Genomic DNA, 15,280 nt, shown 5'->3' with positions numbered 1-15,280 from the left:
TAATACATCATATTGGCGCTCAATAGTTTGTCTCGTGCACTCTGTTCAAAGTCGTAACCCAAAAAGGCATTCCATGGCTCTATTTAAGAAAAATATCTGGTCGCTGTACGCTCTAGTCGTACTGCTCACCTTGATACTTTTCACTGTGCTAGGTGTAACAAAATGGCAAGCCAATAGAGAAGACTTCATTGAGCAGCAGCATATTCAAGTCGAGCTGTTTTCGAGCTCGGTCAGTTCACTACTCACAAGCCAAGAGGCACTCTTAGAAGTCGTTGGACACCAACTGGCTCAACAGTCTGACTTCACTCGTACTGCCGCTATTCAAATTCGTCCAATATTGGATAAATTGCTTGAGACTCATCCAGCGATTGCTGCATTTGGCTTGCTTAACACACAGGGCGATTACTTATCTGTTAGCTCAAACCTCAAACTGGCAGACCAAGACAACTTACTTGAGCTTCCACAAACTCGAGATTCCTTTCTAGAAGCGCTTTCAAGTGACAGGATGGTTTTAGGGCGAACCTATTTTCAAAAGTCCCTAGATACCCTAGTTATTCCGTTAAGAAAATCGATTTCAGTGGATGGTAATAGCATTGATGCCGTGATGACCGCGGGATTACGTTTAGATAGCACCATAGTATTTGAAAACAACGCGCATGCTGGCAGTTACAACACACTGACCTTGTTACGACAAGATAAGTACCGTCAGTTCTTTTCTAGTGACATCGAGTCTCTTGATGCTTACCTCAAACCAGTAGACAGCGACCTGCTTCAGCGCGTGAGCGTTAACTTTTCAGAGCAAGTCAGCGCTACTGTACAAGAAGCGAAAACGGGAAAAGAGACCTACTCATTTGTTGTCAGTGATAATAAATTCCACTCTCTACTGAGCGCTAAGTACCTGCCGGATTATAAACTTTGGGTCGTTGGTCGCACCGACCTCGCACACGTCGATACCGTCTTTATCGAAGAATTTGGCATTCTTTTCATTATTTTTATTTTGATCCAGTGTGGTTTCTACATTTTGGTTAAGTCTATTGCGAAGAATGAGCAGCGCACTCGTAGTCAACTTATCTACCAAGCGAACCACGACCCTCTCACAACACTGCCAAACCGTTTATACATGCGTAAGAACATCGATAAATGGGTGGCAAGTGAGTCAGAGCAATTCTCACTGCTGTTCATCGATATCGATAACTTTAAATGCGTCAACGATACGCACGGGCATGATTTTGGTGACAAGGTTCTTAAACAAATAGCGCTGCGTTTAATGCGATTCCGCTCTCGATTGAGCCTCTTGGTGCGTGAATCGAGCGACGAGTTTCTGTTTTTAACTCCAATAACCAGTGAGTCTGAAATTAAACGACTCGCAGAGCGTATCATTGAGGTGCTATCTCAACCCTATGAAGTGCAAAACTCTCAATTCCTATTAGGCTGTAGCATCGGAATTGCACGTTTCCCTGAGCATGGTAAAGACCTTGATAGCCTGCTTCGCTCTGCGGACATCTCAATGTACAAAGCCAAACAGCAGCAAAACTCATACAGCATTTTCACTACAGCAATGCAAGACGCTCACCTCTACAAGATGAAAGTCGAACAAAGGCTGCGTATTGCTATCGAGAAGCAAACACTATTCATGGCTTTCCAACCTTTAGTACGGACAGATGAGAGTATTGACGGTGTTGAGGCTCTTGTGCGCTGGGTTGATGACGAGTTAGGTTTTGTTCCTCCCGATGTGTTTATCCCCGTCGCGGAGAGCACTGGCTTAATGCATAAACTCGGCACGTTTATAATCGAGTCAAGTATCATGCAAATCGCTCATTTGCATAGAACGACCGAGCAAGAGATCGGGTTATCGATCAACATCTCGGTGCGCCAGTTCTCTCATAAATCGTTCTCTGAACACCTGTTAGCCACGCTTGAGAAATACCAGTTCTCACCAAGCTGTTTGACACTAGAAATCACTGAAAGCTTGTTCATTGAAGATGTCACGTTAGTGAAACCAATTTTCGAAGGCCTCAAACAGAACCACATTAAGATCTCTTTAGATGATTTCGGTACTGGCTATTCATCATTGAGTATGTTGAAAGCACTGCCTATCGACGAGCTTAAAATCGATAAAAGCTTCATTGAGAATATTGCAGTAGACCAGCAGTCGCTAACCATGGTGCAAAACATCATTGCTATCGGTAAGAACTTCGGAATGGTGGTGTTAGCGGAAGGTGTGGAATCAAGCGAACACTTTGCTATCCTCAAAGCTTGCGGCTGTGATTTGATGCAAGGCTACTACTTCTCACGCCCTATCCCATACGAAGAGCTGTGCGAATATCTTACTCCCTCAGAGTCAATTCAAGATCAACCAGAACCTATGGTTTAGTTGCTTAGCGGTGTAGTGATTCACAGATATAATAAGACTAAAAAGGGAGCCAAAATTGGCTCCCTTTTGTTTTATTTGAGTTTCGTTATACACCACTCAAGGCTGCAGCCCAGAGAATAAAAACACAGACAATGAAAACAAAGCCCATTATGACTTAACGGTGATGACAACTCGTCGATTGCAACCTGTTGCCTTGTTGTCCGCAACCTTACAAATGGGTGCGCTTTCGCCATACGCATATTCAACGATGCGAGTTCCTTGGCGAAGATCTTCCTTCAAATAGCTAGTCACTTGCCCCGCACGACGTGATGAAAGCGCTTTGTTGTAGCTTTCACTACCAAGACTGTCAGCATGGCCTTCAATAAAAATCTTTGATTTATCGTCGACTAAGCTTAGGTATTGTTCCAGTACTTGTTTATGACTTTCATCCAACTTATACACGTTGATTGGATAATTAAGTACTAGAGATTGTGTCGCTTTGTCATAGAAACACACATCGTCTTGAGCCGCGATTTGGATCACCTCACTCTCTTTATTGAGTAGCTCATTCTGCGGTATTTCATCACGCTCTAACAATCTACCCGTTACTTGAGTCGTCACAAAATGAGAAGAGACCAACTTGGTCGATGTTATATATTCATCGACATTGCCCAAGCAATTCGCATAGCCAACTGGAGAGAGCAGCATCATAGAAATAATCACTATGTATCTCATTTTAATCCTTAAGTTTTCCTGTTTCTTCATTAATCAAATTCAAAATATACTTGTACACATCTTCACCATCTTTGGCGTGATAAATGTTTTTCTTGCCGAAGCAGTCTCCAAAGCCATCACTTGCTTGGACGCGATAGTTGATACCAATAACACCCATTGTCACTTTTGTTTTCTCAGCTTCAGTTGGTGCATTACTCTGGAAACGATTTCTTTTAGCTGAAATGGTTGAGCGCAGCTTTTTACATAACCCCCGATCCACCAATTTCTGTAAGTAGGTTTCGTCGCTATCGCTACCATCGGATAACACAATAAACACCTGTTCAGGGTTAAGGTTAGTCGCCTTATTGGCTTCTTGTGCTGCAGCAATGATTCCGTTCCAAGAAGAGGTACCTCCACCAGCTTTCAACTGAGCACTCATTAACTGAGCTCGAAAATTGTCATAATCCTCAGTCAGTGGAATATCGTAAAACTTGAAGTAATCATCAAAATCATTGTTTCGCTTATAAAGTCGCTCTACTTCGTATCGACTCATTCCATGCGATGGCTCTATAATCTCGTTATACAAGGTTGGTTCATCAAACATTCGTCTAACCGTTGTCGCAGGAGAGTTCCGAGCGTAGTCATAAGCATGTTTCTTTCGCCATGAAGCACGATAGCCATAAGCGTTAAGTCTTACTATCTCGTCAGATTGTTTAACATGGAGCGGGTTGTACCCGAGCAAAGCAACTCGGCTTTTTTCCTCCGAATTAAACTCCTCAATGTCATCGACGACTCGCTTAATGGTTTCTTTCACGACATCTAACTTCATTTTTCCGTTCTTCCATGGGTTACCCATAGAACCACTGAAGTCACCAATAAAGTAAACGTCTACTGGCTGAGGAAGATATTTGCGCGTCACAGCTCGGCCACTGACTGAAAACTCAGGCTTTAAATTCACGTCTTCGTATGCAATCCAAGACGTGTATTTGGCCGTCGCCCTCACCACAAAGTCGCTGAACGGTGCGAGCTCACCACTTGCTTGTACACAACCATCCTTGTACTCACATATACTGGTATACACCGCTACATCGACATCATCTGTATTATCGACAACATAACGATCCACTAAGTAGCGTGCATACTTAACGTTGTTCTCTTCATCCTCTCTAGGGCTTGCGATAAGCGCTAGGCTAGCTACCTCTGCCGCTTCCAGTAACCTTGTATGTGCAAGCATCTGTTGCGACATCTGCATCGAAAACGCCATAAAAATAACCATCATCGGTAACAGGCCGACGAACAAAATACCCGCGACTCCCTTATTTCTTTTTATTGAACGCACCTTAAACCCTCGCAAATGAATAAGAAGAACTCACAAGACGGAAAACCTCACCGTTCGCGATACCAATCAGGTTTGTTGGGATTTCGTAGCACAATGAAACCTGATACATGGGTAATCTGCGCCCTCTGGAAGTGACGGGAAGCATTTCAATCGCTTTTTCTTTGGTGATATCGCTCATGTCAGGAAAGTCACAACCTTGTATGTTTCCTTTGGTTAGCGTCTTTTGAACCCTTCGGTAGTTCAATTTACCTCCAGAAACGGCAGCCTCTTCGAGCCTTATCTCATCAATTCGCATTCCGAATTTGGTTTTGTCAAAGTTCGGAATCATCCGCTTCATCGAAGCCGAAGCAATTGCAAAGGCGTTATGTTCTGTTTTCCTGCAATCACCTGCGCAAATATCCATCTTGGCGTTAAATAACTGCTTCCGCTCTGCGAAAATCGTGGTCATTGAATATGTAGCTCTGTCCAATTGGCCTTTCTTGTTAATCGCTAGCATGTGGTTCACTACAACTAAGAAAATGCCAGAAGCAAAGACAAGCACCATCGCCAGTTCAACCGCAAACGATCCTTTTTGTTTAACTTGCACAACCTGCCCCCTGACCAATTTTGAAAGAGCATCTTTCATACTCTTGGATCGTAATAACTTCGCGCTTTATCGGCATATCTGGGAACCAAATAGACACAATGGGATCGTAAGTGTATTCCAAAGCGTAAACTGCAAGTGCCATGTCTTCTGGTTCATCTTTCTTATCCGGACACTTATCTGCAGAGGCATAGTTGTCCGTGCATTTCAAAAAACCTTCGTAGTCTCGGAAATAGTTCACATGAATGATGACACTACCCTCTTTAACGACGTTGCTCCATAACGCTCCACCGGCTTTGTCCAACTCATCTTTGATCATTTGCCCGTAGTTAATCGATTGACTACTACTCGAGTCACCCGCTTTTTTGGTTCTCATCACTGCCGTTGTTAATGCGTGGTCAGTCATACTCATTGAAAACGTCAAAATACAGATCTCAACCCACCCGAAGACAATCGCGAGGAAAATTGGAATACCCATAGCGACTTCAACCGTTAATGCTCCCTTTTGCTTACGTTTAAACGATCTCATAAACGGACATACCTTTTCTTGGTGTAATCAACAACAAATGCTCCTTTAATATCAATGCTATTCAGAAACGCCTTGGCTTCATCCAGGTCATTGAAATCACCTATGCAGTAGCGCTTCCACAGCCCATGTGTATAGGAATACACAGCGCCATAGTTTGTTTTCAAATAATTCAAAAAGTCTGAAGGAATTGCAGTGTACGTTGCCAAAACTTGTACGCGATAAATAGGCTTTGCGTTTGGTTTAAGCTTTCTAGGATCAAGTACAGAACCACCGACACTGTGTTTAGACGCTTGAAAGTCTTTGGTAGCATCAAGCTTGCTCACACGTGATGTTGGGGCAACAAAGCCACCTGAGTTCACTTGAGAGCCAATAAGCTGCTGTTCCATCTCTATTTTTGACTGTGTCACGATATTCTTCCCTCCGCTTTTAGATATTGACATCATTAACGCTTTAAGTTGCTTACGCGCTTGTTCATCACTATTTGAATGTTTCAAAACCTCGAGCGCGATATCTGGCCTTTGAGATTTAACTGAAGAAAGAATCAAGTTAGAGCTCACTCTTTGATCATTAGGATTCGAGAGGTATAGGTCATATAAAATGTCCGTCGCACCTAAATAATCAGCCTGCATTATTTTCACCACGGCAATGTTATTACCGGCCTCTCTATCAGATGCACCTTGTTTACGACTCTCTTCAAAGTGTTCGATGGCTTTGACAAACTGCTTCTGCTGAGCCAAAATTTTTCCGGTTAAAAGTTGATACTCATATTCGGTACCTCCTTCGTCGCGGTATTTATTTAGCTCTTCTAGCGCGCGTTCAAAGTTCTTTTTCTGATAGTAAATTCGAGCATTAGTTAGTATGTATTCCGGGTTATCAAGGTTGCTCTCGCTATAGGTATTGCGATATAGCTCCGCCGACTTGATATCCTTTAGGTCTAAATACAGGTTAACGAGTTTTACTTTATATATAGAGTCAGACTGTATGTTTGCTTTGTAGAACTCGATAAGTTTCTGCGAATCGCCGGCCCCTATGAGTAGTTGTTCTTTGGTCTCAAGTTGATTATTCACGGTTGTACAACCAGAAAGTAAAGCGAAGAGCACAGTGATAAATAAATACTTTTTAATCACATCAACATCCTTAAAATACCTGGGGCAGCAATGAGAACAACAATAGGAACCATGATAAAAGCAATCAGAGGGATGGACATTTTTGCCCCCATCTTCCCAATTCTTTCTTCCAGATCCATCATGTTCAATTCTCTGATATCAGTCGCTAGCGTTGCCAGCACAGGGCCTACAGATGAACCAAACTGCAAGCTCTGCACCATGGTCATCACAAAGCTTTGCGATTCACTGGTTGGTACAAGGTCGTAAAACTCCTCTAGCGCCTTTTCCAAACCAACAAGGCGTGAACGTTCCACCGTAACTCGGACAACATGAGCAAGATTGCTATCAATAGAATGAAGTTCCTTAGCTAAGTATTCCAGGCTCGATTCGATAGTCATCCCGGTATGAACACACACATTCATCAAGTCGAGTAAAAAAGGTAGCCTCGAACTAATGTGTTTAATATTGGCTTTCCCCCGAGCAGACACATAAGCATCAGGGGCAATAACAAACGCTAATAACGCGCCCAATAAATACAACAAAGAAAACAGTACTTCGGTTTCTCCGCTATAAAAATCAAAGCCAATAAGAATCAAGCAGATACTAAAAGGAACGATTTTAAGGAGGTAATAAGCATCGGCGAGAAAGTCACTATAAAAACCCGCCGCTACTAACTTGCGTTTAGTTTCATCTTTATTAAAACTGATTCGAGATAATATCGATTTAAATAAGTCGGTTCGCTTCTTTTCTTCGCGTGTCGAACCAATAATTCTTCGGGTTTCAATATTTGCTCTGGTGTTGTCCCAAAATCGCAAGCAGTACGTGGCAAGCACCATTGAAACTACAAATATCACGCCCCAAATGCCCAGGGTTTTCATGTCCATTAGTTAACACCCCGCAATATCAGCCAAATGCAAAAGAACCCGAGCAGCTCACTTACAAGAACGTAATAAAAAATCGGCTGACCAGCCTCTTCGAACATCACGAAGCTGTAGTTCTCTGGGCTGGTGAACTTTAAAATGATCAGGAATATTACTGGTAAGCAAGCAATAATTTTTGCTGATGCGCGCGCTTCAGAGGTCAGCGCATTCTTTTTCTTCTCTACCGCTCTCGAATCAAACATGAGTCGGTTAATTTTGTTGATGACATCTTTCAGCTGACCACCTCGTGCTAGGTTGATTCGGATTGTTGAAGCGAAGAAAAAATATTCTAAATAAGGGAATGTATTGCTGCTTCGTTCAAGTACGTCGTCAGGGGCCTCACCTATCAGTAGGCGCTCAGCCATAAATTTGAACTCTTTACCTACCTCGTTATCAAGCTGCTTACCAACATATTCGAATGCATGGATAATACTTTGCCCAGAAGATATCGCCCCGCTCAGAATATTTAAGGCATCTGGAAAATTAGTTTTAAACCGGTCCATCTGTCTCTGTTTGAGCTTGTTATAGAAAACGAAGAACAAAACGGGCTCAGCGATCATCAGGCAAACAGGGTAATCCTGTCTTAAGAAGAACTCATTGATGGCATACACCGCTGACGCAGAAACACAGACAAACAAAATAAGCTTCAGCGACATATTAGGCTGAAATACCTTGACCATCTTCTTATAGCTTTTCCGGAACCTGGCTTTGTAGCTCTCTTCAAACTGCTGAGAATCAATAACAGCTCGAACGCCTTTTACCCCTTCGAATTCAGCCTCCATCTCGATCAAGCTACTCAACTTTTTGTTTTGACGAGAGCGATGAATAAGGAAGTAGATCAGCAACGCGCTCCATGACGCAATCAGAATGAATGTCATGAGAAGATCTCCCTGACCGCTTGCTCTAGCCCGAAAAACTTAGCACGTTCATAAATGACAGAGCGGGTTGATAAACCGGGGGTCCTGAACTCACCGACCATTTTCCCATCTTTAAAATCAGAGCTCGCCTCGTAACGAAAAATATCTTCCATCACAACGCTATCCCCTTCCATTCCTATGATTTCCGAAATGTACATCACCTTACGGCTGCCATCATGAAGACGCTTTACCTGAACAATCAGGTCTACTGCACTAACGATGGTTCTGCGTATTGCAGATATCGGCAGGCTAGCGGTTGCCATCATCACCATGCTCTCAGTACGAGCAATCGCGTCGCGTGGTGTATTGGCGTGCAATGTCGACATAGACCCATCATGACCGGTATTCATCGCTTGAAGCATCTCGAACGCTTCTCCGCCACGACACTCACCAACAATGATTCTGTCTGGGCGCATACGAAGAGCGTTGATCACGAGATCGCGCGCGGTAATTTCACCCGTTCCTTCAACGCTGGCTTGTCGAGTTTCAAGCCTAACGATATGCGGCTTTTGAAGCTGCAATTCGGCAGCATCCTCTATGGTAACGATACGTTCGCCTTCACCGATGAAACCAGATAACGCATTGAGTAGCGTTGTTTTACCTGAACCTGTACCACCAGAGATCAATATGTTGCATTTACAGTGGCTAGCAATCGACAAAAGCTTGGCCATCTCAACAGACATAGCACCAAACTCTGCAAGGTTCTCGAGCTTAATTTTCTGCTCTTTGAACTTACGAATAGAAATAGAAGTACCATCAATCGCCAGCGGAGGTATTACGATGTTGACACGGCTACCATCCATTAAGCGTGCGTCACAAAGTGGCTTAGATTCATCAATACGGCGCCCTACGTTAGAGGCGATCCGCTTAGCTATAGTGTTTAACTGCTTCTCGTTAACAAATTGAATTGGCGACTGTTCTACCTTGCCATTGATTTCAATGAAGATATCCGAAGGTCCATTGATCATAATATCCGAGATATCATCGTTATCGACCAAGGCTTGCAGTGGTCCCAAGCCTTTAAGCTCATCTAGCAGTGCCTTAACCAAATCGACCCGTTTCAAGGAGCTGACTTGCAACTGCTTCTTGTCGATCAAGATATTTACGGAGTCTTTAAGCTGCTCTTCAAGCTCTTGATTACTAATTTCGACGAGTGACGCCGCATCCAACGCATCGAAAATCTCATCGCGAAGTTGAATGTAGATTTCTTTTAATTGATTCATTTTCTAAACAAACTAAAGCGTGATTTAGGTTTAATTTTCTTACCCGTCAATGTCGCGACTATACTCAGCACAGCAGACGAGGACTTGGATTTAAGCAACTCATTGATGCCTTGCTGGACCACCATCTTCTCGAGCGACGGCTCATACATGAAGTCAATGCTGTCCTTGGCTTTGATCCGCTCTTTAGCGCTAGCGAGTGTCACCATAAAGTCCTTTGCCGGCCTATTTAAATTGAAAATGATTTGGTGTTCGGATTTACCTATCTTTTTCTTCAAAGAGTTATAAGAGCGCAATGAAGACACCGACGGTTCACAAACAATAAAGATGCGATGGTACTTATCTGACAATTCCTGATCGTGCATTTCTTCGTAACAAGACAACGGCGCTGAATCGATAATAAAGTTATATTGATCAATCAGTTGATTAGAAAGGTTGTAGAGCGTCGACGCGTGATCAGAGAGACAAGCGACGTTCTTCTCTAACACCAAATAATCAAGCTTGTCTTTCACCGGGTGTACGTAGGTCTTGGCGATGGCACTGTCGATATCAATTTGATTCAAATCGATACTGTTGTGTTTAGCTTTTAAGCCTTTCACACCGATATAGATGTCGCTATTCAAAGCCCCTGAGTCATGATCGACTAAAAGCGTTTTTAAATTCGCTTGTTCAGCCAAAGAGTGAGCCAAGACTGAACTCACATATGAAATGCCAATCCCACCCTTGGTTCCGAGTACTAAAATACGCTTAGCAACACGCGTTTTTTTAACGGTGCTTTCACCCTCTTGCGTAGACTTAATTGCCGCAAGTAACGCATCAAGCTCAGAATCCCACAGCACATACGTCGCACCTAAAGCGTGCACTTGGTTACGCAGCTTTATCGAGTCAACATCACATAGAACGAGTAAAGAGATGTTCACATCCAGTCGAACCGAAATCTCAGAGACTTGCTCTATTACGTTTGGTGCACTGCGAAGGTCCAATACAACATGGTTCAGCTTGATGTTTGACTGATTCCAAGCACCGTCTAAATCAATATCGGTCACCTCAATAGGTTTGGGAAAGCCTTCGATTGCGTAAAGATCTTGGATCGATGCATTTAGCGTGCTGTCGTCAGAAACAACCAAGTCTGTCGCTTGAACCGACGATTTCATTTTCGACGACGAGTTACGAAATAAAATATCTAAGTCCATCGCTACTTCGCCTTTTTGATTGGGTTAACCAAGCTAATGTTACGGTTGTGCTCAACACTACAGCCAAATTGGTAGTCCTCACGTTTCGAAAACACCATCACGCCGCAATCACTGCTTTTAATGCGAACGTATCGCCCTATGATCAGGATGTTTTTCTGCTGGTCATCAGCAGCAAGCTCGACTTTATATCTGTCTTTGGCAATCGACTCCGATTTAAACCTATCTCGAAACTTAGCTACGAACTCACTCGCATCTGGCTTGTATTTGACGTAGAACGTTGACTTAGGCTCTCTTGCATTCAGCTCTCGAATAAAAGCCACAGAGCGTGACATTGAATCTTCGCTGATCGTTGTATCAAACTCGAAGCGTTCTTCTAGTTGCTCAATAACACTGGTGTTCGTGCTATCAACATGCGTACAAGCAGAGGCAAGCAGTACTAGTAGAGTAATAGCGATCCATTTCATCAGTTGAACCCTCCTTGGTTGATTGTGTTTTCTAGCTCTGGCTCATCAAGTTCAGAAAGGTCGATTCTCAGGAGTCGTTCAAGGTCGCTGGTACGCCTAAAGCTCGGCAGTTTGACCTGCTCTTGCTCAACTGGATCGACTAAATTAACCGTAGCGACGATAATGAGTTCAGTTTTAGAGCGGTTAGTAGAGGTGTGACTGAACAGTGCGCCCAAGATTGGGATGTCACCCAAAATTGGAATCTTGGTTAACGATTCACGCTCTTCTGAAGTCAGCAGTCCTGCGAGCACAAAGCTTTGGCCATCTTTCAAATGGACCGTAGTTTGGGCTCTTCTAGTACGTAACGAAGGCACGGAAATAAGCCCGGTCGTGGTCTTATTTGATTCATCAATTGAGCTCACTTCTGGTATCAAGGTTAAGCGGATGTTCTCTGTATCCGTGACCTTTGCCACCATCGCCAATTTAACACCATACTCTTTATAGGAGATGGTAATGCCATCTTCGTCTCGCACCGCGATTGGGATTTCACCACCCGCTAGGAAGCTAGCCTGTTCGCCAGAAATAACGGATAGATTGGGCTCTGCCAGCACGCGTCCAATCTTGTCATCACCGCTCGCAGAAATAACAGCAACAATATCCTGAGCGGTAAAGTCGAGCAGCTTATTAACAAAAGTACCTGGCTCACCGCTGTCACTATAAGTCACACCCAACTCGGTTAAAAATGAACTCGAGACTTCCGCAACCGTTAGTTTTACGTTGATCTGCTCGGTGGTAAGCACTTTTAAGTTATTAATCACTTGGTCGTAGTTGTATTGTGCGGTGTACTCTATTTCGTCGAGCGCTTCACCGTCTGCATCTTTGAGTTCGTAAGCGGCACGACGACGTTCTTTATTAAGCATTTCACCGACAAGGCGGTTGATCTTCTGTTTAATCTCTTCACTGCCAACAATACCATCGAGTACCACTTGATCACCGATATTGGAAACCACTACGTTTTCATCAGGGAATCGTGCGATTAGCGTCTGCTTTAGTAGCCTTAGACTTTGATTAACCACCAATTCAGCATTGTAAATTTCGTTTCCGCCACGATCATAAACAATCACTGAAGTTGTGCCTTGGCCAACGCCATAAACGACAACCTTGTTTTCATCAATAATTTTGTAGTCAGCGATCTCTTGGTTCGCTACAAATACTGTCGATATTTGTCTCTTTAAATTAATGGTCTTCGCCGCACCTTGATCTAAGTTCATTAATTCAGATGCGAGCAATGGGCAAGAGAGAATTGCAGACAATAGCAAGGCTATATGTTGTTTGTTTAAATTCATGTTAGTCCTTACCACGTAGTTCTCTGACACCAAACTGTGTTTCTAATAAATCACTACTGCGAATAGATAAATAGCGGTTTTCAATTTCTGAAGGAATGATATTTACATCCCCAATTTTTTGAGCCATTTCGAGTTTCAATACACTGCGCATATTTAGAGCAATAACTAAGCTGTATTTTTTATCTTCAGCATCTTGTGAGTCGGTATCTTCGCTACCTTTAATCACCTGTAATACTCGCGCTCCACTAATAATGACTCGGCTGACCAAGTCACCGATGTCTCCATATCCACTCTCTACTAGGTTTGATTTTGAAGATGTAGTAGAAACAAAGCTCACTTTATCGCCAGGAATAAGGGTCGATGTTTGTACAACCCCGATGCCTGTTACTTCATAAAAATAAGGCAATTCGCCATCATTAAGCGACAGATACATATAATCTCGGTCTCCTGGGTTTGAAATCATCTCTTGTGTTAAATAAGTACCTTCTTTGATGTCTTCTTTAAAAAGAGCCCCAGGTTGAACAACAATGTCTTTTTCTAAGGTATAGTAATAGCCGTCTAAATCCGATATATGGACAAACTTCTTCTCGTAAAAATTGGGAGTCAAGGGTTGAGAGCGCTTGATCTCTTGTTGAGCGACTAAAATACTCACTTTGAGTTCTTCTTTTTTCTGGACTTGTTGTGGCTCTTTGTCCGATGAAATATAATTACTATTGATATATATCAATGTCGAAAAAATAGATAAAGCGATAAGAAGGAGAATGATAATTCTGTTCATATTAAGCCTAAAATAGGGGCCCAAGCCCCTTAATATAATATTATTTGTGGCCGTTTAATTGCCTGTAGTTGCAGTAGTCAAGTTGGCTGTAACCGCATTCAACGCACCTGTAATTGCATTTTTAAGCGCATCTGTTTGAAATGCAGCAAGTACTAAAGCTGACATTACAACAGCGATAATTGCATATTCCACCGCAGTAACACCGCGAATATCATCTTCGAACTTCATTTTTAGTTCAGCTAGTTTTGCTAAAGTTTGGTAGTACATAGTAATCCTCTAAAAAGTATATCGACCATTGGTCTTATTGAAATTGCGAAATGAAAGTTACCGGATTTAGAAATATACATCCAATTAATAGTTATTATGATCGCATAACAGAATCTTATTTAATAGATAGATAAACTATTTTTATGTCTTCATAATAATTATTAATTACAATTTTATTGATATTAGAACCAATCATAGATACCCTTTACTTATGAATATAGAAATAATTAATTACTCATTTTTAATCGCTCTAAACCTATCAATATTTTCTTGTGTATGCTTTTTGGATTGGAAACACAGGAAAATACCAAACAACTTAAATAAAATTGCATTGGTAGTTAACCTGGTTGTAGCCTTATCAAACGGTTATTTGGCTTCATCCCTACCGATCTCTATTGTGTGTTTCGTTATTGGAGTTTTACTTTGGTACCTCAAGGTAATCGGTGCTGGCGATGTTAAGTTACTGACAGCATTGGTCGTTGGAATTCAACCTGATCTAGTCATTGCAACTCTGATTTCTATAGGTTTTATGGGAGGGGGATTAGTTTTAATAATGTATATAATCGGTAAGATAAAGCGTTTCAATAGCTACAAAAAAGGTATCCCTTATGGGATACCTATTGCTTTAAGTTGTTTTATTTTCAGCACAATTTCAACACTATCAAACTAATCACATAATATTATGCTTTATTCCTGATTCGGAAATATCACTAATCTGAAAAAGTTGCTGTATTTTATCTTTTATTCCTAAAGTTTCGAGTTCTTGTGAAATTTCATCACTACACCAGACATACATATTTACTTTCTGACGTAACGGGATTGTCTTACACTTTTCATCACATACCGACCACTCAGGAAAGATCAAAACCGTCCCGTTAGTATCGAGTTCATTTTTTAACAATTGGCATGAGCTTGTTTTAACCCAACTTGTAACGTGAGATGTTTCAACATTGTAGTCGTTTAATAGCTCTTGAACATATGACTTAGACAATGAACTGCAAAAAACAACTCTCTGTGGATAGCACTCATAAGGGTCAAGGGAACAAGAATACGCGATCACATAGTTTACCGTTTTTAATTGATAGGACTTTCCGTTCCCCTGTGAAATTCTATCCATAGTAAATATTAAGTCATAACGCGACAACTCCAATGAAGAAGACTTAGTAAAACTGTTTATGGATAAGTCGATATTGTTTAACATTCGAAATTCATTAATTACTCGATTGACCAAATCGAAACAAAATGACTCGTCGATCGCTATGTTAAATTGATCTCTTAGCTCCACTTTCTCTAGATCTTCAAATAACCTCTCATACATGGACATGGTTTGGTCAGCATAATCCAGTAATACTTTTCCATGTTTAGTCAGTAAAAACCCTTCTTTTCGATCAAAAATACTTGCCCCTATTGTACTCTCGATCTTTTTAATATGTTGAGATACCGCGGGCTGTGTCATAAATAGAGACTCAGCGGCAGCTGTAAAACTTTTGTGCTTAGCAACGTGTGAAAATGTTCTTAAATATTTTACGTCGATAGATCTGTTGACGTTTTTCATGGTGAAAACTACCCCGA

At 42.0% G+C, this 15,280-nt stretch carries 16 protein-coding genes; 2 read left to right on the top strand and 14 right to left on the bottom strand.

The genetic code is table 11. The features are described 5' to 3' along the window. The first annotated feature begins 73 nt into the window (after nucleotides 1–73). Complete coding sequence (locus OCV52_RS23780; protein ID WP_137408754.1) at nucleotides 74–2,374, top strand: putative bifunctional diguanylate cyclase/phosphodiesterase; 2,301 nt, start codon at nucleotides 74–76, stop codon at nucleotides 2,372–2,374. Between the two features lie 147 nt (nucleotides 2,375–2,521). Here OCV52_RS23780 and OCV52_RS23775 read toward each other — a convergent pair whose 3' ends face one another. The 13 genes from OCV52_RS23775 to OCV52_RS23715 are packed head-to-tail and all read right to left on the bottom strand — an operon-like array spanning nucleotide 2,522 to nucleotide 13,708. Next, nucleotides 2,522–3,088: an OmpA family protein gene (locus tag OCV52_RS23775; RefSeq protein WP_137408755.1), complete on the bottom strand. Its 567-nt coding sequence runs from the start codon at nucleotides 3,086–3,088 to the stop codon at nucleotides 2,522–2,524. 1 nt (nucleotide 3,089) lies between these two features. Beyond that, a complete protein-coding gene (locus OCV52_RS23770) occupies nucleotides 3,090–4,406 on the bottom strand; it encodes a TadE/TadG family type IV pilus assembly protein (RefSeq protein WP_137408756.1) in 1,317 nt (438 codons plus the stop codon). A gap of 1 nt (nucleotide 4,407) precedes the next feature. Next, a complete protein-coding gene (gene tadF, locus OCV52_RS23765) occupies nucleotides 4,408–4,992 on the bottom strand; it encodes a tight adherence pilus pseudopilin TadF (RefSeq protein ID WP_102424796.1) in 585 nt (194 codons plus the stop codon). After that, nucleotides 4,982–5,518: a TadE/TadG family type IV pilus assembly protein gene (locus OCV52_RS23760; protein ID WP_102424797.1), complete on the bottom strand. Its 537-nt coding sequence runs from the start codon at nucleotides 5,516–5,518 to the stop codon at nucleotides 4,982–4,984. Before OCV52_RS23760 ends, tadF begins: the two co-directional genes overlap by 11 nt. Continuing rightward, entirely contained in the window at nucleotides 5,515–6,645 is a 1,131-nt protein-coding gene (locus tag OCV52_RS23755) for a tetratricopeptide repeat protein (RefSeq protein WP_137408757.1), read from the bottom strand. Before OCV52_RS23755 ends, OCV52_RS23760 begins: the two co-directional genes overlap by 4 nt. Continuing rightward, a complete protein-coding gene (locus OCV52_RS23750) occupies nucleotides 6,642–7,508 on the bottom strand; it encodes a type II secretion system F family protein (protein WP_105023648.1) in 867 nt (288 codons plus the stop codon). The genes OCV52_RS23755 and OCV52_RS23750 overlap by 4 nt, the downstream gene beginning before the upstream one ends. After that, on the bottom strand, nucleotides 7,508–8,422 hold the full coding sequence (locus tag OCV52_RS23745) for a type II secretion system F family protein (RefSeq protein ID WP_137408758.1): 915 nt from the start codon (nucleotides 8,420–8,422) through the stop codon (nucleotides 7,508–7,510). Before OCV52_RS23745 ends, OCV52_RS23750 begins: the two co-directional genes overlap by 1 nt. After that, nucleotides 8,419–9,684 (bottom strand): CpaF family protein, encoded by a 1,266-nt coding sequence (locus tag OCV52_RS23740; RefSeq protein ID WP_004737217.1) that lies wholly within the window; start codon nucleotides 9,682–9,684, stop codon nucleotides 8,419–8,421. Before OCV52_RS23740 ends, OCV52_RS23745 begins: the two co-directional genes overlap by 4 nt. Then, a complete protein-coding gene (locus tag OCV52_RS23735; protein ID WP_137408759.1) occupies nucleotides 9,681–10,874 on the bottom strand; it encodes an AAA family ATPase in 1,194 nt (397 codons plus the stop codon). Before OCV52_RS23735 ends, OCV52_RS23740 begins: the two co-directional genes overlap by 4 nt. A gap of 2 nt (nucleotides 10,875–10,876) precedes the next feature. After that, nucleotides 10,877–11,338: a hypothetical protein gene (locus OCV52_RS23730; protein ID WP_004737215.1), complete on the bottom strand. Its 462-nt coding sequence runs from the start codon at nucleotides 11,336–11,338 to the stop codon at nucleotides 10,877–10,879. Continuing rightward, nucleotides 11,338–12,663, bottom strand: a complete 1,326-nt coding sequence (locus tag OCV52_RS23725) for a type II and III secretion system protein family protein (RefSeq protein ID WP_008216271.1) — start codon at nucleotides 12,661–12,663, stop codon at nucleotides 11,338–11,340. Before OCV52_RS23725 ends, OCV52_RS23730 begins: the two co-directional genes overlap by 1 nt. Before the next feature lies 1 nt (nucleotide 12,664). Beyond that, nucleotides 12,665–13,441, bottom strand: a complete 777-nt coding sequence (locus tag OCV52_RS23720; protein ID WP_137408760.1) for a CpaB family protein — start codon at nucleotides 13,439–13,441, stop codon at nucleotides 12,665–12,667. Between the two features lie 54 nt (nucleotides 13,442–13,495). Then, nucleotides 13,496–13,708, bottom strand: a complete 213-nt coding sequence (locus OCV52_RS23715; protein ID WP_004737212.1) for a Flp family type IVb pilin — start codon at nucleotides 13,706–13,708, stop codon at nucleotides 13,496–13,498. Nucleotides 13,709–13,919: 211 nt separating this feature from the next. Between OCV52_RS23715 and OCV52_RS23710 the strand changes: the two genes are divergently transcribed. Then, entirely contained in the window at nucleotides 13,920–14,378 is a 459-nt protein-coding gene (locus OCV52_RS23710) for an A24 family peptidase (protein WP_108145151.1), read from the top strand. Here the strand turns inward: OCV52_RS23710 and OCV52_RS23705 are convergent, their stop codons facing one another. After that, nucleotides 14,379–15,263 carry a LysR family transcriptional regulator gene (locus tag OCV52_RS23705; protein WP_008216276.1) on the bottom strand — a complete coding sequence of 295 codons (885 nt, stop codon included), beginning with the start codon at nucleotides 15,261–15,263 and terminating at the stop codon, nucleotides 14,379–14,381. Between the last annotated feature and the right edge of the window lie 17 nt (nucleotides 15,264–15,280).

It is taken from the genome of Vibrio chagasii, from assembly GCF_024347355.1.
Lineage (GTDB): Bacteria > Pseudomonadota > Gammaproteobacteria > Enterobacterales > Vibrionaceae > Vibrio > Vibrio chagasii.
Note: the sequence above shows the minus strand (reverse complement) of the source record. Positions and strands in the feature narration are given on the sequence as shown.